This window comes from Candidatus Providencia siddallii, assembly GCF_964026685.1.
Classification (GTDB): Bacteria; Pseudomonadota; Gammaproteobacteria; order Enterobacterales; family Enterobacteriaceae; genus Providencia_A; species Providencia_A siddallii_A.
In genome coordinates, this window is record NZ_OZ034688.1 from 43,027 (window position 1) to 65,580 (window position 22,554).

Annotated in this window: 18 protein-coding genes; 10 read left to right on the forward strand and 8 right to left on the reverse strand. The window is 20.3% G+C overall.

Annotated elements, in window-relative coordinates:
* Positions 1 to 3 precede the first annotated feature (3 nt).
* Together yidC and mnmE are read left to right on the forward strand one after the other, a co-directional pair.
* Positions 4 to 1,635, forward strand: a complete 1,632-nt coding sequence (yidC, locus tag AAGD61_RS00145; RefSeq protein WP_341765028.1) for a membrane protein insertase YidC — start codon at positions 4 to 6, stop codon at positions 1,633 to 1,635.
* Positions 1,616 to 3,019, forward strand: coding sequence for a tRNA uridine-5-carboxymethylaminomethyl(34) synthesis GTPase MnmE (gene mnmE / locus AAGD61_RS00150; protein ID WP_341765029.1), 1,404 nt, complete (start codon positions 1,616 to 1,618; stop codon positions 3,017 to 3,019). Before yidC ends, mnmE begins: the two co-directional genes overlap by 20 nt.
* 243 nt (positions 3,020 to 3,262) lie before the next feature.
* Here the strand turns inward: mnmE and AAGD61_RS00155 are convergent, their stop codons facing one another.
* From AAGD61_RS00155 to hldE, 3 genes are all read right to left on the reverse strand, one after another.
* Positions 3,263 to 6,319 (reverse strand): inverse autotransporter beta domain-containing protein, encoded by a 3,057-nt coding sequence (locus AAGD61_RS00155; RefSeq protein WP_341765030.1) that lies wholly within the window; start codon positions 6,317 to 6,319, stop codon positions 3,263 to 3,265.
* 457 nt (positions 6,320 to 6,776) lie between these two features.
* The gene (gene ribB, locus AAGD61_RS00160) at positions 6,777 to 7,427 is read right to left on the reverse strand and encodes a 3,4-dihydroxy-2-butanone-4-phosphate synthase (protein ID WP_341765031.1); all 651 of its coding nucleotides are present in this window, start codon (positions 7,425 to 7,427) and stop codon (positions 6,777 to 6,779) included.
* A 217-nt stretch (positions 7,428 to 7,644) separates the two neighbouring features.
* Positions 7,645 to 9,078 carry a bifunctional D-glycero-beta-D-manno-heptose-7-phosphate kinase/D-glycero-beta-D-manno-heptose 1-phosphate adenylyltransferase HldE gene (gene hldE, locus AAGD61_RS00165; RefSeq protein ID WP_341765032.1) on the reverse strand — a complete coding sequence of 478 codons (1,434 nt, stop codon included), beginning with the start codon at positions 9,076 to 9,078 and terminating at the stop codon, positions 7,645 to 7,647.
* A 772-nt stretch (positions 9,079 to 9,850) separates the two neighbouring features.
* Here hldE and AAGD61_RS00170 point away from each other — a divergent pair.
* On the forward strand, positions 9,851 to 10,120 hold the full coding sequence (locus AAGD61_RS00170) for an accessory factor UbiK family protein (protein ID WP_341765033.1): 270 nt from the start codon (positions 9,851 to 9,853) through the stop codon (positions 10,118 to 10,120).
* A gap of 623 nt (positions 10,121 to 10,743) precedes the next feature.
* Positions 10,744 to 11,979: a multifunctional CCA addition/repair protein gene (locus AAGD61_RS00175; RefSeq protein ID WP_341765034.1), complete on the forward strand. Its 1,236-nt coding sequence runs from the start codon at positions 10,744 to 10,746 to the stop codon at positions 11,977 to 11,979.
* Between the two features lie 161 nt (positions 11,980 to 12,140).
* Here AAGD61_RS00175 and AAGD61_RS00180 read toward each other — a convergent pair whose 3' ends face one another.
* Positions 12,141 to 12,872 (reverse strand): 1-acylglycerol-3-phosphate O-acyltransferase, encoded by a 732-nt coding sequence (locus AAGD61_RS00180; protein ID WP_341765035.1) that lies wholly within the window; start codon positions 12,870 to 12,872, stop codon positions 12,141 to 12,143.
* A 753-nt stretch (positions 12,873 to 13,625) separates the two neighbouring features.
* On the opposite strand from AAGD61_RS00180, the gene pyrE reads away from it, so the two are divergent.
* A complete protein-coding gene (gene pyrE, locus AAGD61_RS00185; RefSeq protein ID WP_341765036.1) occupies positions 13,626 to 14,273 on the forward strand; it encodes an orotate phosphoribosyltransferase in 648 nt (215 codons plus the stop codon).
* A gap of 40 nt (positions 14,274 to 14,313) precedes the next feature.
* On the opposite strand, the gene dut is transcribed toward pyrE, so the two are convergent.
* Entirely contained in the window at positions 14,314 to 14,766 is a 453-nt protein-coding gene (gene dut / locus AAGD61_RS00190) for a dUTP diphosphatase (protein WP_341765037.1), read from the reverse strand.
* The gene (gene coaBC, locus AAGD61_RS00195; protein WP_341765038.1) at positions 14,735 to 15,973 is read right to left on the reverse strand and encodes a bifunctional phosphopantothenoylcysteine decarboxylase/phosphopantothenate--cysteine ligase CoaBC; all 1,239 of its coding nucleotides are present in this window, start codon (positions 15,971 to 15,973) and stop codon (positions 14,735 to 14,737) included. Before coaBC ends, dut begins: the two co-directional genes overlap by 32 nt.
* Positions 15,974 to 16,175: 202 nt before the next feature.
* On the opposite strand from coaBC, the gene rpmB reads away from it, so the two are divergent.
* Both rpmB and rpmG read left to right on the forward strand, forming a co-directional pair.
* Positions 16,176 to 16,397, forward strand: coding sequence for a 50S ribosomal protein L28 (gene rpmB, locus AAGD61_RS00200; protein ID WP_341765039.1), 222 nt, complete (start codon positions 16,176 to 16,178; stop codon positions 16,395 to 16,397).
* 8 nt (positions 16,398 to 16,405) lie between these two features.
* Positions 16,406 to 16,573 carry a 50S ribosomal protein L33 gene (gene rpmG / locus AAGD61_RS00205; protein ID WP_341765040.1) on the forward strand — a complete coding sequence of 56 codons (168 nt, stop codon included), beginning with the start codon at positions 16,406 to 16,408 and terminating at the stop codon, positions 16,571 to 16,573.
* A 362-nt stretch (positions 16,574 to 16,935) separates the two neighbouring features.
* On the opposite strand, the gene coaD is transcribed toward rpmG, so the two are convergent.
* Entirely contained in the window at positions 16,936 to 17,418 is a 483-nt protein-coding gene (gene coaD, locus AAGD61_RS00210; protein ID WP_341765041.1) for a pantetheine-phosphate adenylyltransferase, read from the reverse strand.
* Positions 17,419 to 17,588: 170 nt separating this feature from the next.
* Between coaD and waaA the strand changes: the two genes are divergently transcribed.
* Positions 17,589 to 18,854, forward strand: coding sequence for a lipid IV(A) 3-deoxy-D-manno-octulosonic acid transferase (waaA, locus tag AAGD61_RS00215; RefSeq protein ID WP_341765283.1), 1,266 nt, complete (start codon positions 17,589 to 17,591; stop codon positions 18,852 to 18,854).
* A 188-nt stretch (positions 18,855 to 19,042) separates the two neighbouring features.
* On the opposite strand, the gene rfaC is transcribed toward waaA, so the two are convergent.
* Complete coding sequence (gene rfaC, locus AAGD61_RS00220; RefSeq protein ID WP_341765042.1) at positions 19,043 to 20,005, reverse strand: lipopolysaccharide heptosyltransferase RfaC; 963 nt, start codon at positions 20,003 to 20,005, stop codon at positions 19,043 to 19,045.
* A gap of 277 nt (positions 20,006 to 20,282) precedes the next feature.
* On the opposite strand from rfaC, the gene AAGD61_RS00225 reads away from it, so the two are divergent.
* Together AAGD61_RS00225 and tdh are read left to right on the forward strand one after the other, a co-directional pair.
* Entirely contained in the window at positions 20,283 to 21,479 is a 1,197-nt protein-coding gene (locus AAGD61_RS00225; RefSeq protein ID WP_341765043.1) for a glycine C-acetyltransferase, read from the forward strand.
* 13 nt (positions 21,480 to 21,492) lie between these two features.
* Positions 21,493 to 22,518: an L-threonine 3-dehydrogenase gene (gene tdh / locus AAGD61_RS00230; RefSeq protein WP_341765044.1), complete on the forward strand. Its 1,026-nt coding sequence runs from the start codon at positions 21,493 to 21,495 to the stop codon at positions 22,516 to 22,518.
* The last annotated feature ends 36 nt before the right edge of the window (positions 22,519 to 22,554 follow it).

A 22,554-nucleotide genomic window follows, 5' to 3' on the forward strand; every position in this document is an offset into this window, starting at 1 on the left:
TCAATGCATTTGAAAGGTAATTTTGTATTTATAGTTTTGTTGTTTATATTATTTTTATTTTGGCAAAATTTAGAAAATAAAAAAAATTTACAAAATTCTAAAAATGTTCAAAATGTAAAACAAATTGAAATTCCAAATTCTGGTTTTATTGATAATTTAGTAAAAAATGAAAAAATTACAGTAAAAACAGATGTTTTTAAGATGTTAATAAATATCTATGGTGATATTGATGAAGTAGATTTATTAGTTTATCCTAAGACTCTTTATTCTAAAATTCCATTTCGTTTATTAGAAACACAACGAGATTTTATTTATCAAGCACAAAGTGGTTTTGTCGGATATAATGGTCCGGATAATCCATTAAATAATAAAGGTGTTCGTCCTGTATATAAAATAGATAAAAAATTTTTTGAATTAAAAGAAAATCAAAATGTGTTAATTATTCCTATGATTTTTATTGATTCTAATAATATTATTTATAAAAAAACATATATTATAAAACGCGGAAAATATTCTATTGATATTAAGTATACAGTTCAAAACCCAACGCTTAATAATATTAGTGTTGCTATTTTTGGTCAACTAAAACAAAGTATTATTTTGCCTAAAGAACGAGATGTAAATAATAGTAATTTTGCTTTAAAAACGTATCGTGGCGCTGCATTTTCATCATATGAAAATAGTTATCAAAAATATAGTATTAGTGATATAGAAAATAAAAATTTAAATTTTAATACAAAAGGAGGTTGGATTGCTTTTTTGCAACAATATTTTGCAACAGCTTGGGTGCCACCAAATAATGAAAATAATACTTTTTATAGTATATATTTAGATAATAAATATATTATAGTTGGTTATAAAAGTGAATCAACAATAATTCCATCTAATAGTATTTTTGATTATTCATCAACGTTGTGGGTTGGTCCAGAAATTCAATCAGAAATGGCCAAAGTTGCGTCTCATTTAGATTTAACAGTAGATTATGGTTGGTTGTGGTTTATTTCTCAACCTATGTTTAAGTTGTTAAAAATAATTCAAAATTATGTAAGTAATTGGGGTATATCTATTATTATTATTACTTTTATAGTTAGAGGGGTTATGTATCCATTAACTAAAGCTCAATATATATCAATGGCAAAGATGAGATTATTACAACCGAAGATTATTGAGATACGTGAACGTTTCAGTAATGATAAACAACGTATAAGTCAAGAAATAATAGCTATGTATAAAATTGAAAAAGTAAACCCATTAGGAGGATGTTTACCTTTGATTATACAAATGCCAATTTTTCTTGCATTATATTATATGTTAATGGGTTCAGTTGAGTTGCGTCATGCATCTTTTTTTGGTTGGATTAATGATTTATCAGCACAAGATCCTTATTATATTTTACCTATGTTAATGGGTTTTACTATGTTTATTATTCAACGAATGTCTCCTGTAACCGTTACAGAACCAATGCAGAAAAAGATTGTAACGTATATGCCAATTATATTTATAATATTTTTTTTATGGTTTCCATCAGGACTTGTTTTATATTATATAATTAGTAATTTTGTTACAATTATTCAACAACAATTTATATATAGAAGTTTAGAAAAATCTGGATTACATGATTGTGGTAAAAAATAATTTAAATTTAAATAAAAAGCCATTAAAATATATTAATGATACTATTGTAGCACAAATAACACCAGTTAGTCGCGGAGGAGTTGGTATTATACGTGTATCTGGTTGTAAAGTTAAGACTGTTTCTAATAAAATTTTAAAAAAAATACCTAAACCACGTTATGCTGATTATATTCCATTTTTTGATGATAATGATATTGTAATAGATCATGGAATTGCAATTTATTTTCCTAGTCCTAATTCTTTTACTGGTGAAGATGTTTTAGAATTACATGGACATGGAGGCTTAATAGTTCTTAATTTAATTCTTAAAAGAATATTGGATATTAATGAAGTACGGATTGCTAATCCAGGAGAATTTTGTGAACGTGCGTTTTTAAATAAAAAAATTGATTTAATTCAAGCTGAAGCTATTTCTGATTTAATTGAAGCAAATTCAGAACAAGCTGTTCGTTCTGCAATAAAAAGTTTACAAGGAGTTTTTTCTAGTAATATTTATAAATTGGTAAATATGTTAAAAGAGTTACGCATATATATTGAGGGTTCAATTGATTTTTCAGAACAAGAAAATACTTATTTATTAAATAATGAAATAAAATATAAATTAAATAAAATTATTTTATTTTTAAAAAATATTTTATCACAAACAAAAAAAGGAATTTTATTACGTGAAGGGATAAATATAGTTATTGCTGGTTCACCAAATGCCGGTAAAAGTAGTTTGTTAAATACATTAGTTGGTAGTGATGTTGCTATTGTTACGGATATTGCTGGTACTACGAGAGATATATTATGTGAACATATTTATATTAATGGTATACAAATAAATATATTTGATAGTGCTGGATTATGTAATCCTAATAATGAAGTTGAACGTATAGGAGTTGAACGCGCATTAAATATAATAAAACGAGCAGATAGAATATTGTATGTTGTAGATTCTACTGTTACATCGAAAAATGAATTTCAGTTTTGTTCTGAATTTATTGATTGTTTGTCATATAAAATTCCTATTACTATAATTCGTAATAAGATAGATTTAACTGGTGAAGATGTTAAAATTGAAAATAAAGAGTATCCAACTATATATATGTCTGTTCGTGAATGTAATGGAATAAATATATTGTATGAACATCTTAAATCTATTGTAAGTTTTAATAATGATAATGAAGGTGTTTTTATTGCAAGAGAACGTCATTTACAAGCTCTTAAATCTGCATATATTTATTTATCTAATTGTTATGAGGAAATTATTACTAATAATTCATATGAATTAATTGCAGAAGAATTACGTTTAGCTCAAAATGAATTAAATAAGATTACTGGCAAATATACTTCTGATGATTTACTACATAGTATTTTTTCTAATTTTTGTATTGGAAAATAATTTTTGATTTTTTATATAAAACTTTTTAATAAAATTTAATTTTAATTTTTGAAATATATATTTAACTATATTGTATTATTTATTGTAAATAATACAATATAGTTAAATAATAAAATATTTATTTTTTTAAGAGATATGTATTTAATAAAAATATTTTAAACATATTTATTAATTTAATTAATAAATATGTTTAAAATATTTTTATTCCAGAATACATAAAATACAAAAATATAAAATTATATTTTATGGACAAATTGAAATTGAATTTATATCGTTAATTATCGCATTGTCTGTTGTAGTATCAAGTTCAAATACAATCCAACAATCTCTTGATTTAATAGGCATATTTGGGGATGCAAACGTTTTTGTTTGTCCATCATTTAAATTAATTGTAACATTTGCTTCTAAGTTATTAGAGCTTGTATACTCGTCACAGTTGTGAACAAAATATAAATATTTTCCTTTATTTAATTTTAATAGAGAAATTGTTTCTATTCCTGGGAAATGTTGTTTATCTATATCTAATATAGCATTTGATTCATTAGGTTGTTTTTGATCAAAAAATACTTCTACTCTATTTGTATTATTTTTAGTAGGAACATAAAGGTGTGCATCTAGATCATTTGGTTCTTTATTCCAATTTAAAATTATTCTTCCAGATATTTCATTAAGTGTTAATGACATCGGGAAAATATTTTCAATATTATTATTTACATAAATTTTTTTATTTAAATTTATAAAACCTTTTAAAGATAAATTAAATATATAATTATCAATTTCTAAAATAGTTTTAAATTCACCATTGTTATCAGAATAAATTGTATCTATTAGATTTGTTTCATTATTTTTATAAATATTTATTTTGACATTATTTAGTGGTTTATCATTTGTAGCATTTATAACATATCCTTTTATATTTACTAAATTAAATGAAACTTTTTTGTCCGCATTAACAATTATTTTTGATGTGTTTAATTTTGCTCCAACTGTAATATCACTTACAGGTATATTATTGTTTGTTAGTATTATTATAGATTCTCCGTTTTCATTTGTTTTAGATTTTACTTCTAAAAAAACATTTTTTTTATCTGCATATGGTATAATTGTAATATTTTTAATTGGTTTTTCGTTAATATCAACTACTTTTACTGTGTAAGAAAAACTAGATGTGTTTTTTAATATTTTTTTTGTATTTATATCATTTAATTTTACTGATTCTATTATTGATGTATTAATATCTTGGATGAATTTTGTTGATATATTTTTTTGAATATTTGAATCAGTTATCGTTAAAATAGATTCACCTGAGTTTGTATTTGTAAATAATATAAAAATTTGTCCATTATTATCTGTTGTTTGTATATTTTTTGTAATTTTTGCTTTATTTGATGCACTAATATTTAGTATTTTATTTTTTATTGGGTTTTTATGTTCATCTAATACTGTTGCTATAACAATGTTTTCATCAATTCCATTCGCTATTGCTTTATCTTTTTTTAATGTTAAATTTATTGTGTGATTTAAATTTTCTGTTTGTTTGAATGTTATTTTTTTATTAATAAAATTTTTATTTTCTATAATTGCTTTTAAAGTACCTTCTCCAGATATTTTACTTGTTATTAAAATTGATGCTTTACCATTTTTATCCGTTTTTGTAGTTATTTTTTGTTCGGTTTTATTACTTAAATTATTTAATGTTATTTTGGTATTATCCAAAAAATTTTCTATTAGAAAAGTTATATTTTTATTTGATAATGGTTCTTTTTTTTCGTTTTGAATATTAATTGTTGCTGTATATTCATCTTTATCGTTTGCTAATAAAATTTTATTAGGTGATATATTTAAATCACAAATAATATTTTGTGATTTTATCAAATTTATTAGCATAATTGCTGTGTTTGATTTATTGTTGTTATTGTCGATTCCAATTGCATATAAATAATATTGTTTTATTTTATTTTGTGTTGTTTTAAATGCATTTTTTGGTAAAATTAATTTTATACTATTTAATGATGTTTTTTGAATTTTACCACCTTCTGTTATTATTTTTGGAGCAGACCATAAAATATTTTTTAATCCATATTTGAAGTTATTGATTACAGCTGTTATTTGTATGTTTTCATCATTTTCTATTGTAATAGATTTAGGAAGCGATATATTTAAAAAATTTTGTTTTTTATATTGCATAATTATATTATAATTACGATCTATAAAATCGTATCTATTTCCGTATAGTTTTCGTGTTATGTTTATATTATTTGGAATTATTTGTTGTTTTAGTGGTAATAAAAAGTTATAAGTTAATTTTATTTCTATATGATTATCATTAAATTTTCCTTTAGATGTTTTTCCTTTAAAAGTTATAAATGGTAATGGGTTATAAATGATTCCAATTGTTGATCTGTTTTGTTTTGGAGTTTTTAATAAAAGTGTATTATCATTTATATAATTGTTTATGTATTTTTCATATTTAACAAACATGCCAAATTGCGTATAAAATGGTAAATAGTATTCTGTATTAAAATCAAAACCATTAGCAGGTCGTTCGTCATATTCTTTTAAATTATGTGAGTTAGATTTATGCCAATTTGTTAAACGAAAATAATTATTTGCTGAAAACTTTATGTAATCTAACCATAGTTCATATCCAATACTAAACCTAGAATTTTTTCCTGTAATATCATAATCATAAAAACTATTTATACCAAACATTAAATTTTTTAAGTATTGACGATAACCTAAACCAGTGTTTGTTATTTTTTTATTATTTATTTTTCTTAATCCTAATTGAGCAAATAAAAAATCATTTTGTTTATTTAAAAATGGTAATAATATATCTATATTTTTTGTTTTATTAATATTTATCTGTATTTTTGCTTTACAATATTTATTTAATAAATTTGTTATATATTCATTAATAAGATTTTCACTTAAATTATAAACATAATTTATTGAATTATTATATTTATTTTTATTGTTCAAAATATAACCAATTTGAGTGCTATGTTTAGCTATTTTAGTTTTAAGATCTATATTATTTTGATTAAAAACATTTGTTGTTTTATATAATGGAATATCTGGAATATTATGTTTATTAAGTGTATTTTGTGTTGGTTTTGATGATAAATAGGAATAATTTTCAGAATTTGTTTTTTGTGTGTTAATAATTATTTTGTTTATAGTATTTTTATTTATTATCGGTTCTGTTGCATAAATAAATTTTGAAAAAAATGATTGTATTAAAAATATATATATGATTAATTGTTTTATTCTTAAAAAAAATAAATACAATATATACATTGTTGTTTTCTTATAGTTAATCGTTTTATATATAATTTAATATAAAAAAAATATAAGTAAATATTTTTTTAAAAATTATTTGTTTTTTATTTCTAAAAAAATATTTTTTGTAAGAAATTATATTTTTTTAAGTTAATTAATATATAATTTTATATTATGATTTAATTAATATGTAATTATATTATTAATTTTTTAAAATTATAAAAAAATAAAAATAGTTTTTGAATTATATTAATTTTAAAATTAACATATATTATTTTATATTTTTTTTAAGTATAAAAGTATTATTTAAATATTAAAATATTTTTTAAAATTATTAAAAATATCAATATATATTGATAAGTTTAATAGAATATTTATAATGAATAGTTATATCTTTATAAAATAGAAGTATAGAATAATTTATTTGAAATATAATTTTTATAAAAAATATTAAAATTACAAATTGATTTTTAACTTAAAGTAATTGATATTTTTTTAATCTATATTTTACTAAATCATCAATAGTCATTACTGTCATTTTGTGTTTTTTTGCAAATTTTATAACATCATGTGTTCTAGCCATTGTACCGTCATTATTTGTTAGTTCGCATAAAACACCAGCTGGTTTAAAGCCAGCTATAGTAGCAAGATCAATTGATGCTTCAGTATGACCGCGACGATTTAATACACCATTTTTACAACCTAATAAAGGAAAAACGTGTCCTGGATGATTAATATCTGATGGGTTAGCATTATCTGCTATTGCAGTATGAATTGTTTTGACTCTGTCGGCAGCTGATACACCAGTTGTTATACCATTTGCTGCTTCGATGCTTACTGTGAATGCTGTTTGGTTTTTACTAGTATTATTTTTTACCATCATTGGAATATTTAATTGTTTTCGTCTATTTTCTGTTATACAAAGACATATAATCCCGCTGCTATAGTTGATAGCAAAAGCCATTTGTTTTATAGTAATTGTTTCTGCGGCAAAAATTATATCTCCTTCATTTTCACGATTTTCATCATCAATTACTAAAACACCCTTTTTTTTTTGTAAATCTATAATAGCGTTTTCAACTCGTTCTTTTGAATTTCCGAAATCAAAAAGTAAATCACATTCCATTTTATATCCTCTATTATTTGTAAAGTATTTTTTTAAAGAAATTTTTTAATATATATAAAATATTTTATTTTATTTTAAATAAAATTTATAATAATTATTATACTATAACTTTAATAATTATCTATAATAATAATTATTAAAGTTATAGTATAATTTTATATTAAAAAATATTTTTATATAAAAGTAATATTTTTTAAAAAATTAATATAATTTATTTTTAATTATTTTTTAATTTTATTATGTTGTTTATAGTATTTGTTGTAGAAAAACCATCTATAAATTTAAGTATTTTAACTTGTCCTCCTGCAGCTAACACTTCTTTGCTTCCTTCAATTTCTTTTATATTATAATCTCCACCTTTTACTAATATATCAGGTAGAATACTTATAATTAGACGTTTTGGTGTATCGTCATCAAATGATACAATCCAATCAATTGAATTTAATGCGTTTAGTATATTCATTCGTTGTTTAATTTTATTTATAGGACGATTTATTCCTTTTAAACGGCGAATTGATGAATCACTATTGACAGCAACAATTAATCTATCTCCTAATTTTCGTGCATTTTTAAGGTAAGATATATGACCTGTATGTAAAATATCAAAACATCCATTTGTCATAACTATGCGTTCTCCACGCATTTTTGCGTAAAAAACTACTTTTTTTAATTTTTTTTCACTTATAATCCCGAAATCATTTTTTGAATATTTATATATTGATTTTTTTAATTCAGTTAAAGATACAGTTGATGCTCCAAATTTTTTTACTACTATTCCTGCAGATATATTTGCTAATATACATGATTCATGTAATGAACAACCTGATGCAATAGAAGCTGCTAAAACTCCTATAACTGTATCACCCGCCCCAGTTACATCAAAAACTTTTTTTGCTTGAGTTTTTAAATGTAATGGCATTTTGTTTTTACAAATTAAACTCATTCCTTGTTCAGATCGTGTTATTAGTAATGCGGTTAATTTTAATTTTTGAATTAAATTTTTACCTTTTTTTTCTATTTCGTCATTATTTTTACATGGTCCAACTATTGATTCAAATTCATGTAAATTCGGTGTTAATAAAGTTGCATATTTATAACATTCAAAATTATTTTTTTTAGGATCAATTATTATAGGTATACCAGCTTCATTAGCTAAATTAATTGTTTTTTCAATTTTTGTTAATGTTCCTTTAGAATAATCAGAAATAACTATTGTATTAATATTTGGTAATATTTGTTTTATTCGTTTTATTATATTTTTTTGATTAATATTTTTAAAATCATTTTCAAAATCAAGGCGAATAAGTTGTTGATTTTGAGATAAAATTCGTATTTTTTTTATTGTTTTATGAATAGGGCTTGTTATAAAATCACATCGAACATTAGAATAATTTAAGATTTTTGTTAATATTTTTGAAGTATTATCTATTCCTGTTAATCCAATAAGATGAGAATATGCTCCTAATGATGCAATATTCATTGCAACATTAGCTGCACCTCCAGGTTTATCTTCAGATTTAGTTATTGAAGCAATTGGAACTGGTGCTTCTGGAGAAATTTTATTAACAGAACCGTGCCAGTAACGATCTAACATAATATCACCGATAACTAAGACACAAGCTTGTTTGTAATTAGGAATTTTTATTTTCATGAATTTTTCAATTTACTAATATCCTATTATTAAATAAATTTAATAATAAAAAAAATTTATGTTTTTAATTAAAGTTTTTATTGCATTTAGTTTTTTATTATTTATTTCGTTATATGTCAAAGTATTTTTACTTTAAAATCAAAAAAATGTAATGTAGTATTCTATAATTAATTAGTAAATATAAAAAATTTTTATTTTAATTTTATTAAGTTTAGTTACTTTATAAAAAAGTAATTATATAATGTTATAATATTATTTTTTTAAAAGTATTTATAAATGTATTTTTTTATAAAATTATAAATTTTATAAAAATTATTGATTATATATTTTTTATTTTTTTAAAAATATTAATTTTTTAATTTTTTTATGTAATTGTTTTAATATAATTTTATTATTTTAATATAAAAAAATATATTTATATTAAAATTAATATAATTTAACAATATTATAAAGTTATTAAATTTTTAATGTATTTATTTTTTTTATATTTAGTTAAATTAATTTTTTTATTTATATTTTACATATTTAATTTTTATAATGTTTTATATAAATTATATATTAAAAATTAATATATAATTTATATATTATATTATTAATATATTGTATAAAATATATGTTGTTTTTTATAAAAAATAATTTATTTTGTTTTTAAAATAAAATTATTTACTTGAATTTTATCTATTTTTATTTAAAATAAAATGAAATATTTGTTTTTTGTTAAAAATTGTATTTTTAAAAAAATAAAATAAATTATAATCAAAGGAATTATAAAATGTTTAACGCAAAAAAAATAGAACAAATAGCACGTAAGATATATTCTATATTATTACAAACTATTAATAATTTAAAAAAATTTTTTAATAAAAAAATAAAATATATTATGCAATCTAAAGTTACTAAATTTAATTTAGTTTCTAAAGAAGAATTTGAGATTCAAAAAAAAACGATAATAATTCTTAATGAAAAAATATTAAAAATAGAACAACGTATTAATAATATTGAAAAAAATTCTTTAAAAGAAAAAAATAATTTATCGCAATAATTTTATTTTTTTTGTTTAAAAAATTATTAATTTTATTAAATTATAGTTAATTTATATTAATAAAAAAAATAATTTTATTATTTATTATATAATAAAGTTATTAATTTAAAATATTAATAAGTGTTATATATATTTTATGAAAAATATTTTTTATATAAAAAAATAAATTAAAATATTTAAATAATTAAAATTGTTAATTATATTTTGTAATATAATATAAATGTTTTTTTATTTTTTAATTAAAGTTATCTTATATTTTTATTAAATTTTAAATATATTTGTATTATTATTTATTAAAAATATTATATGAAGATGATAAATATAAATATATTAAAATAATTTTATATAATTTTAATTAAGTTATTATATATATTTGTTTTTTCATAATATTATTTTTATAATAAAATATTTAATATATTTAATATAATTTATTTAATTTTTAATATGTCTTATATAAAATAATATTAAAAGAAATAGTTTTTTAAATAAATTAAAAATTAAATAAATATTTTTAATTTAGTTTTATTATCATTTAACAATAAAATATTATTTTTTGTAAAAACATAGTTTTTATTTTTTTAATATTTATTATATATAATATTTTATTATATAGGATAATTATTATGAGGATATATTTAGTTGGTGGAGCTGTTAGAGATCAATTGCTTGGTTTGCCTATTTCAGATAAAGATTTTGTTGTTGTTGGTTCCACTCCTAAAGAAATGATAAAAAATGGTTTTAAACAAGTTGGTAGTGATTTTCCTGTTTTTATACATCCAAAGACAAATGAGGAATATGCTTTAGCAAGAACTGAACGAAAAATTGCTTTAGGTTATAATGGATTTTTTTGTAATAATAATAAAAATATAACTATAGAAGATGATTTATTACGTCGTGATCTTACTATCAATGCAATAGCTCAAGATGAAAATGGTAAAATAGTTGATCCTTATCATGGATATGATGATATAAAAAAACGAATTTTACGTCATGTATCGCCTGCTTTTGTTGAAGATTCATTACGAGTATTACGTGTTGCTAGATTTGCAGCGCGTTTTTATCAAAAAGGATTTACTGTTGCACCAGAAACTATTGCATTAATGCAATCTAAAAGTGTTTTAAATGAATTATTATATTTAAAACCTGAAAGAATATGGTTAGAAACTGAAAAAGCATTAAAATCAGATTCTCCAGAAATTTATATAAAAATTTTACGTAAGTGTGGCGCACTTGCGATTATTTTTCCTGAAATTGAAAAATTATTTGATGTGTCAGGTTTTAAACAATGTAAACAAGAAATTGATATTGGTAATCATACTATGATGGTTATGAAAATTGTATCAAAATTAACAAGTAATATTAACGTTCGTTTTGCTGCTTTATGTCATGATTTTGGTGAAATATTAACATCAAAAAAAATATTATTAAGTCATTCTAATCATGTAGAAAATGGTATTCAAATAATTAATGGATTTTGTAAAAGGATAAAAGTACCTACAGATATATGTGATTTTGCTTGTCTTGCGGCAAGGTTTCACGATAAAATTCATATTATTAATAAACTTACAGCAATAGAAATAGTTAATATTTTTAATATAATGGATGCATGGCGTAAATCATGTAGAATTGAATATTTAAGTATAGTAAGTGAAGCAGATGCTAAAGGGAGAAATGGTTGTTTATATGAATTATACCCTCAAGGTGATTTTTTTCGTCAAGCTTTTGATATAGCTAAATCTATAAGTGTAAAATCAATTATAAAACAAGGTTTTAAAGATTTTAAAATACGTGAAGAATTAACTAAACAACGTATTAAAGGTATTTTTGATTGGAAAAAACATCAAAAATTATTTAATTAATATTTAAGAGAATTTTATAATAATATCTATTATATATTTTTATAATTTATAGTTTTTTAAAATTAACAATAATTGTTTATTTTTGTAATAAAGATTTTATTTTTTTTGTATATGAATTTATTTATTTTTATATATATTTTTTATATATTGAAATATATAAATTATTTTTTTTCATTTAACTTTAAAATTTCATTGTCTAATTTAGATATTTTGTTTTTTATTATTTTGTAACAATAATTTGATAATATACGTATATTTTTACTATTATATTTAGATGTATCTATTGGTTCTAATATTTCAATGATAACATAACCATTGTTCCAACGATTTAATTTTATTTTATTGTGTATTGTTGATAAACAAATTGGAATAATTGGTACTTTTGCTTTTATTGCAGTATAAAAAGCTCCTGATTTAAATGGAAGAAGACCTTTACCGCGACTACGTGTACCTTCTGGAAAAATCCAAACAGAAATGTTTTTCATTTTAATTTGTTTTACAATTTGTATAATTGTATTGTGTGCTTTTAAGTTGTTGTTCCTATTAATTAGAATATTTCCTGTTATCCAATATAAAAAACCAAAAAAAGGTATTAATAATAAACTTTTTTTTCCTACAGTAACAGTATTTGATTGTATAGCATTTGATATCGTAATCATATCAAAAATATTTTGATGATTACTAATATAAATTGCTTTATCAAAATTTTTTGATTTTAAAGAAATTCTTTTTATTATTTTTATACCAAAAATTTTTGATAATTTTCCAAAAATTCTTCCAAAAATCATAACATGTTTTGGATTTCTTGGGCTATATAAACAATAAATTATTCCAATAATATAAAGACATATAATAAAAATTATTGTAAAAATTATTCTGATCAGTGCTAACATTTTATTTTTTTTTATATTAATTTATTTTATGTAAAAATATTTTTTAAAGATTTTATATATTTTGTTTTTATATTATATTAATTTTTGTTTTTAAAAACAATTATATTTGTTTATATAAAATTAGTATTTTTAAAAAAAATATTAAAACTAAAAAAAATATAATTAATATTATTTTATATTATTTATAAAAATTTTTACAAAAATATGAATTTAATAATTGAAAAACTAATAAAAAAATAAATAATATTTTATATATTATTTATTTTTTTATTAGTTAATTATATTAAATTTATTTTAATTTTTATTGATATTATTTATTTTAATAAAAAACTAATATTTTTTTAATATTTTTATTTTTTTTTTAATTTTTTTTATTTAGAATAAGTTAATTTTATTTAAAAAATTTGGTTTTTAATTTTTATTAAAATTGATGAAATTTATTTTTTTATTTTTATAAAAAATATTCAATTAGTATAAATATTTTATAAATTTTAGTTTTGCGATATATTATTTTTTTATTATTTAGTATATTAGTTTAATAGTATTATTAATTATAAAATAATTTAATTATAAAAATAAATTTAATTTAAAATATTTTTATAATTAAATTATTTTATAAAAAAATTATATTTTTAAAAAATTTTTACATAATATTATATGTTTTAAATTAATTTTATTTATATTTTAAATTTTATAAATTTATTTAATTGTATAAAATTGTTTAATTAATTTTATTTTTTAGGAAAATAATTAATGAAAAAATATAAAGTTGAATTTATTGAACTTGCGTTAAAAAGAAAAGCTATAAAGTTCGGTGATTTTATTTTAAAATCAGGACGTAAAAGTCCATTTTTTTTTAATTTTGGATCATTTAATACTGGATATGATTTATCTCTTGTAGGACGTTATTATGCGGAAGCTTTAAAAGATAATGAAATAGATTGTGATGTTGTTTTAGGTATTGCTTATAAAGGGATTCCAATAGTTGTTTCAATGGTTATAGCGCTTTCTGAATATTATAATATTAATATGTCATATTCTTTTAATCGTAAAGAATTTAAAAAATATGGAGAAAAAGGTAGTTTAATTGGAAGTTCTTTAAAAGGTCGTGTTTTAATAGTAGATGATGTAATTACTTCTGGTGCATCTATTTATGAATCTATAAAATTTATTGAACAAAAAAAAGCTATAATAAGTGGTGTTTTATTATGTCTTGATCGTCAAGAAGTAGGAAAAAATAAAATGCTTGCAACAAAAGAAATAGAACGTAAATATTGTAATGTTTATTCAATAATAACTATTAATGATTTAATAAATTATTTATCAAATTTCAGTTGTATGAAAGATCATTTATTTTCTTTAAGAGTTTATCATGATCGTTATAAAGAAAATATAAAATAAAAGTAATTAAAAGTATTATATATTATTAATATTTTAAATATTAAAATCCAGAATGACCAAATCCATTTATTCCACGTTTTGTTTTTTTAAAATTATTTACAATATTAAATTGAATTTGAAATATTGGAATAAAAATTAATTGTGCAATTCTATTTCCAGGTTTTATATAGAATTTTTTGTTACTGTGGTTTAGGATTGATATCATAATTTCTCCTTGATAATCAGAATCTATTAATCCAATTGAGTTATTTAAAATTATTCCATGTTTATGTGCTAAGCCTGAACGAGGTAAAATTATTGCTGCAATTTGTTTATTAGCTATATAAATAGCTAATCCAGTCGATATTAATTTTGATTCGTTTGAATTTAATAGTACTGGTTTATTTATACAAGCACATAAGTCTAATCCTGCAGAACCTTTTGTTGAATATTTAGGTAACGGAAAAATGTTTCCTATTCGTTTATCAAGAATTTTTAAATCGATTTTTTTCATAACGATAAATTATTTCATCAAGTAATTTTTGGCTTAATTCAATTTTATTAGAACGTGGTAATTTAGTACAACCATTAGAATCCAATAAAAATAATGAATTAAAGTTATTATTAAATATTTTATTATAAATAGAAATTTTATTTGCGCAAATTAAATCAAGTTTTTTTTCTTGTAATTTTTGATATGCATTTTTTTTTATATTTTGTGTTTCTGCTGCAAAACCAACTACATAAGGACGATTTTGTTTTAAATTACTTACACTTGATATAATATCTGGATTTTTTATTAAAAAAATAGTTTTTTTGTTTTTTTCTTTTTTTATTTTATGTTTTGAAATTTTTTCTGGACGATAATCTGATATTGCAGCGGAACTTATAAAAATATTTTGTTCACTGATTGTTTTATGAACTTTTTTATACATATCTAAACAATTAACAACATTTATTCTAGTGACATTTTTTGGAGTTTTAAGATTAACTGGACCAGTAATTAATGTAACTTTTGCTCCGCGTTTACTTGCTGAATCTGCAATTGCAAATCCCATTTTACCAGAACTGTAATTACCAATAAAACGAATTGGATCTAGATTTTCATATGTTGGTCCTGATGTAATCATTATTTTTATATTTTTAAAATCTTTTTTAATATAAAAATGATTATTTAAAAAATTTATAATTTTTAATGGTGATATCATACAACCCATTCCTATATCACCACACGCTTGTTTTCCTATATCAGGTCCTAAAATTATAAATTCTCGTTGTTTTAATTTTTTTAAGTTATCTTGCGTTGCTTTTGCATAATACATTTGGTTATTCATTGTTGGTACAATGGCAATTGTTGCTTTTGATGCAAGGCAAATAGTTGTAAGTAAATTATTTGCTATACCAGCTCTTAGTTTAGCGATAGTGTTAGCAGTGGCAGGGGCTAAAATGATTATATCAGCCCATTTAGCTAGTTCTATATGATTTATTGTGTTTTTTGTTGATATATCAAATAATGTATTTAAAATGGTATTTCCAGATATTGTTTGTAGTGTTAGTTTAGTAATAAATTTTTTTGCTGATTTTGTCATTACAATACGTACAATTGCACCTTTATTACGTAATAATCTTATTAATTCTGGTATTTTGTAAGCTGAAATCCCACCACAAACACCAAGTATAATATGTTTGTTTAATAACGTATTTTTTTTTTCTTGATTCATTTTTTTATTTTTAATTATATTATAATTATGTTAATATATTATTATATTAACATTTATTTTAATATAAATTAGTAAGTTTTTATTGATTTTATATTTTTATTTTTTTAATAAGTTTAATTATTTCAAAATATTTTAAAATAATTTACTTTTTTATGAAAATAAATTATTTATTTAAAATAAAAAGATTATTTTTGGAGTTGAAATGTCACGAGTTTGTCAAGTTACTGGTAAAAAACCAATGAGTGGGAATAATCGTTCGCATGCTTTAAATGCAACTAAGCGTCGTTTTTTGCCAAATTTACATTATCATCGTTTTTGGGTTGATTCTAAAAAATGTTTTATTAAATTACGTATATCTTCTAAAGGTATAAAAATAATTGATAAAAAAGGTATAGATGCAGTTTTAAATAAACTTATATTATAGGAAAATAGATGTCTAAAAGTATCAGAGAAAAAATTAAATTAGTTTCTTCTAAAAACACTGGTCATTATTATACAACAACAAAAAATAAACGTAATATGCCAGAAAAATTACAATTAAAAAAATTTGATCCCGTTATTCGTAAATATGTACTTTATAGAGAAGAAAAAATTAAATAATTAATGTTATTTTTTAAAATTAAATTTTATATTTATTTTATTATTTTAAAATAAAAAAAGTAAATGATAGTATTTATGTATAAAATATCATGTAAAAATATAAATAATATTATTATTTATATTTAAAAAATGTAATTTTATATAAAAGTAAAAAAAATAAAGTTATTTTTAATATATTATTTTAATTTGTATATAAAATAAATTAATTAAAATCAATAATTTTTATAATAATTATTTTTATAAAAATTTTATAATGTTTATTATTAATTGATTATTTATCATACATATTTATTTATAAAATAAATATGTATTTTTAATTGTATAAAATTATTAGAAAAATAAAAAATATTAAATTAAATAATTTAAATTTTAGTTTTTTTTAAAATTGCTTCAAGAACAATTGAAGGTAAAAATGATGAAATATCACCGTTATATTTTATAATGTTTTTAATTAACGATGAAGAAATAAAAGATAGATTTTGTGATGATATTAAAAATAAAGTTTCTATTTTAGGTTCTAAATGTTTATTTATATTAGCAAGTTGTAATTCATATTCAAAATCAGATACAGAACGTATACCGCGTATTAAAATATTAGTTTTATGTTGTTTAGCAAAAGTTGTTATTAGTTGAGAATAACTAATAACTTCTATATTATCAAAATTTGAAGTTACTTGTTTTGCTAAAGAAACTCTTTCGTTAATTGAAAACATTGTTTTTTTATTTTTATTTTCTGCAATTGCTAAAATAATATGTTTAAAGATAAATGACGCTCTAGATATAATATCTAGATGTCCTAAAGTAATTGGATCAAAAGTTCCTGGAAATATTATTTTATTTTTCATTATTAAAGTTATTTGAAATAATTTTATATTAATAATTAATATTATTTATTTTTTTGTAATTATAAAATTATTTTTTGGTTAGATTTAATTTTATTTTTTTATATATTATTTTAAATCTTAAATTTTATAGTTTTATAAAAAGTGATTTTATGGATAAACTAAAATTAACATTATTGATGTTTTTATATCAAGTTATTTCTTATATTGTTCAACCTTTTATATTTTTAAAAATGATGCTTCGTAGTTTTAAATTTTCTGAATATCGTAAACGTTTAGATGAACGTTATGGTTTTTGTTATGGAAAAGTTGTTTCAAAAGGAATTTTAATACATTCTGTTTCTATTGGCGAAACAGTTGCTGCAGTACCTTTAATACGTTTATTACTTCGTTATTATCCGTTTTTACCAATTATTGTTAGTACTATAACACCGGCAGCTTCTAACTTAGTAGTTTCTGTATTTGGTAAAACTATATATCATGTTTATTTACCTTATGATTTGTTTTTTTCAATGCGTCGTTTTTTAAGATATTTAAATCCTAAGTTAGTAATCATTTTGGAAACAGAAATTTGGCCTAATATGATTAATCAATTATATAAAATGAATATTCCAGTGTTTATTGTTAATGCTCGTTTATCTGACAATTCTTTTATTAAATATAAAAAAATATATTTTTTTATAAAATATATATTATCTAATATAACAAAAGTTTTTGCTCAATCTTTAAATGATGGAGAACGTTTTATTGAATTAGGTTTAAATCGTGTTAAATTAAAAATAATAGAAAATATGAAATTTGATATATATATAAGTAATGATTTAATTGTTTCATCAATGTTGCTAAAGAAAAGAATAGGTATTTGTAGAGATATATGAATTGCTGGTAGTACTCATAAGGGAGAAGAAAAAATCATTTTAAAAACTTATAAAAATTTGTTAAAATTTTTTCCAAAATTATTATTGATTATTGTTCCAAGAGATTTTAATCGTTTTAATAAAATAAAAAAAATGATACAAAAAATGGGTTTTAATTTTATATTACGTAGTAGTAATAAATTACCAACTTCTAATGTACAAGTATTAATTGGTGATTTAATGAATGAGCTTGTATTGTTATATGGAATTTCTGATATTGTATTTATTGGTGGTAGTTTAGTAAAAATAGGTGGTCATAATCCTCTTGAGGCGGCAATATATCATCTTCCTATAATAATTGGTCCTTATATATTTAATTTTAAAAATATTTGTGAAAAATTAATAAAAGCTAATGGTTTAATTGTAGTAACAGATGTTAAATCTATGACATTGGCAATATTTAATTTATTAGTTAATAAAAAATTACGTTTATATTATGGAAATAATGCTGCGAAAGTTTTATATGAAAATCAAGGTGTATCTAATATTTTATTAAAAGAATTAAAACAGTATTTGATATAAAAATATTAAATAAAAAACTATATTTTATTTTTTAAAAAAAATAAATTTTTTATTTAATATTTTTATATTATTTATTAAATTTATTTTTATATTGTAATAAATATATTTTTTGTTTTTATATATATTTACTTTTTTATATTTAACAAATTTAAATAATATTAAATGATATTGATCATTATTAATAGTTATTATAAAATATTATTTAATTTTTTAAATACATCAATAGCTTTAATTGCGGACATTTTTTTGTTATAAGATTTTATAGAATATTGTTTTTCTCCGTAACCGCCAATTAATTTTGGATTAGTAGGACCAAAAATTGTGATGTTTGGTATATTCAATGCAGATGCTAAATGACTTAATCCTGTATCAACAGATACTATTGCTTTTGCATTAAAAATTTGTTGTCCTATTTCTATTAAAGTCATTTTTGGCAAAATATTTACAAAATTAAAATCTTTTGCTAATCTGAAAGCTCTTTGTTGTTCGTATGTATTTGACCAAGGTAATTTTATTTTTATATTTAATTTTTTTATATTAAAAATTAATTCTCTCCAATGATTTTCAGGCCAATGTTTATTTTTACGTGTTGTTGAATGTAAAAAAATAATATAAGGTTTTGATGTTTTGTTTGTTAATTTTGAAAAAAAATTAATGATATTAAAATCACCTTTAGTATTTTTATATTTATATTTTAAACTTTTTGCAAATAATTGTCTGATTCTTTCAACAGCATGTTGTTGTTTTTTTATGTAATGTTTTTGATTATAAAAAAAACTTGCAAGTTTTTCAGTTATACTATAAAAATCATATCCATGTTTTATGCCATTTGAAAAACGAGTAACAAAAAATACACTTTTTAATAACCCTTGCGCATCTATTATAGCGTCATAGTATGTTTTTTGTAATTTTTTATAGAAAATATTACGTTCAATTTTAACTTTTGTGGAAAAAAGATTTTTTCTCCATTGTCTTATTGGTGCTATAAAAATATTTTTAGTTGCATTATGTCATGTTGGGATTTGTGAATAATCTTTTTCTATTACCCAATCAAATTTAATGTTTGGAATAATTTTTTTTGCATCGGTTAAAGCTGGTAAACAATGTATAATATCACCCATAGATGATGTTTTTATTAATAAAACTTTCATATATTATTTTATTTTTTAATTATAGTTATCTTGTAAAAGTTAATTTTATAATATATTTATTAATTAAATTTTATTTAATAATATATTTATAATATTTTTTTTAAAATATATTATTTATTATTTGAGTTTTTTTAATTTTTTTTTTTTTTTTTTATTTTTTTATTTATTATAACATAATAATATTACTTTTAAAATATATAAAATAATATAAAATATATTTTTTATAAGAAATAAAAAATATTTTATTAAATTAATTAAATATATTTTTGGAAAAAAAATGTCAAAAAATTTTTATCAACAAATTAATAATTGTTTGAATGAATTAAAAATTAACAATTTATTAAAAAAAGAATCTATTATTATTACACCACAAAATGTTAATATTGAAATTGTTGGAGGTTATCGTGTTATAAATTTTTGTTCAAATAATTATTTAGGGTTAGCTAATGATCAAAATTTAATTTTAGAAGTAAAAAAAGGAATAGATGATTATGGTTTTGGTATAGCATCAGTACGTTTTATTTGTGGAACACAAAAAATTCATAAAATACTTGAAAAAAAAATTGCTAATTTTTTATGTATGGAAGATGCTATCTTATATTCTTCATGTTTTGATGCAAATTGTGGATTGTTTGAGCCATTATTTGGATTAGAAGATTCTATTATTTCAGATTCATTAAATCATGCATCAATTATTGATGGTATTCGCTTATGCAAAGCAAAAGTTTATATATTTAATAGTAATTCAATGGATGATTTAAAAAAAAGACTTAATGAAGCAAAGATATCTGGATCTAGAAATATTATAATAGCTGTTGATGGTGTTACATCAATGGATGGTATTATTGCAAAATTGCATGATATCTGTGAATTAGCAAATGAATATCAAGCATTGGTAATTGTTGATGATTCACATGGAGTAGGAATTCTTGGGGAAAATGGTAAAGGTTCTCATGAATATTGTAATGTTATTGGTAAAATTGATATTATTACTGGTACATTTGGAAAAGCACTTGGTGGTGTTTCAGGGGGATATATTGCTGCAAAAAAAAATGTAATTGAGTTATTACGTCAAAAATCACGTCCTTATTTATTTTCAAATTCTCTAGCTCCTTGTAATGTTGTTGCATTTATTAAAGCGGTTGATATGATGGTTGATTGTAATCATTTACGTGAAAAATTATGGAATAATGTTAAGTTATTTAGAGAAAAAATGGTTTCAATTGGTTTTAAAATATCTAATTCTAATCATGCTATTATACCTATAATGTTAAATGATGTTAAAATTTCTCAAAAATTTACATATGAGTTATTTAAAAAAGGTATTTATGTTATGAGTTTTTTTTATCCTGTGGTACCAAAAAATAAACCAAGGATTCGTGTGCAAATATCTGCTTCACATAGTGAAAATGATATTTTATATGCAGTTGAATCTTTTGCATCTATAGGTAAAAAACTTAATATCATAAAATAATAAGAAGGTTTTTATGAAAGCTATATCTAAATTAAAAGAAAAACCTGGTTTATGGTTAATTGATACTCCTGAACCTGAACTTGGTGATAGTGATGTTATGATTAAAATCCGTAAAACAGCAATATGTGGTACGGATATACATATATATAATTGGGATAATTGGGCTAAAAAAACAATTCCTGTCCCGATTATTATAGGTCATGAATATATGGGGGAAATTATTAAAATTGGACAATATGTAAAAAATTATAAAATAGGAGATAGAGTTTCTAGTGACGGACATATTGTGTGCTTAAATTGTAGAAATTGTAAAAGAGGTATTTTTCATCTTTGTAGAAAAACTATTAATGTTGGTATAAATAGACCTGGTTGTTTTGCAGAATATTTAGTTGTTCCTTCTTTTAACGTATTTAAAATTCCAGATTTTATTACAGATGATATTGCTGCTATTTTTGATCCTTTTGGTAATGCAGTTCATACTGCTCTTTCGTTTGATTTATCAGGTGAAGATGTATTAATTTCTGGTGCTGGTCCAATTGGAATTATGTCTGCTTTAGTTTGTCATCATGTTGGAGCTAGACATGTGGTTATTACAGATATTAATGATTATAGATTAGAATTAGCAAAGAAAAATGGTATTTTAAAAACAGTTAATGTTTTATATAAAAATATTTTTGATGTAATGGATGAATTAGGAATAAAAGAAGGTTTTGGTGTAGGACTTGAAGCTTCTGGATCAGATAAAGCTTTTCAAAATATGATTGATGTTATTAGTTATGGTGGAAAAATTTCATTACTTGGTATTTCTAAATCACCTAGTACAGTAGATTTAAATAAAATAATATCTAAAGGAGTTTTTATAAAAGGAATATATGGTAGAGAATTATTTGAAACTTGGTATAAAATGACTTCTTTAATTCAATCTGGTTTAAATTTATCTAAAATTATTACTCATGAATTTATTGTTGATGATTTTCAAAAAGGTATTGATATAATGAAAAATGGTTTATCAGGAAAAGTATTATTAAAATGGGATTAGTTTTTTATTATTTAAAATTTAATTTTTTTGTTTTTA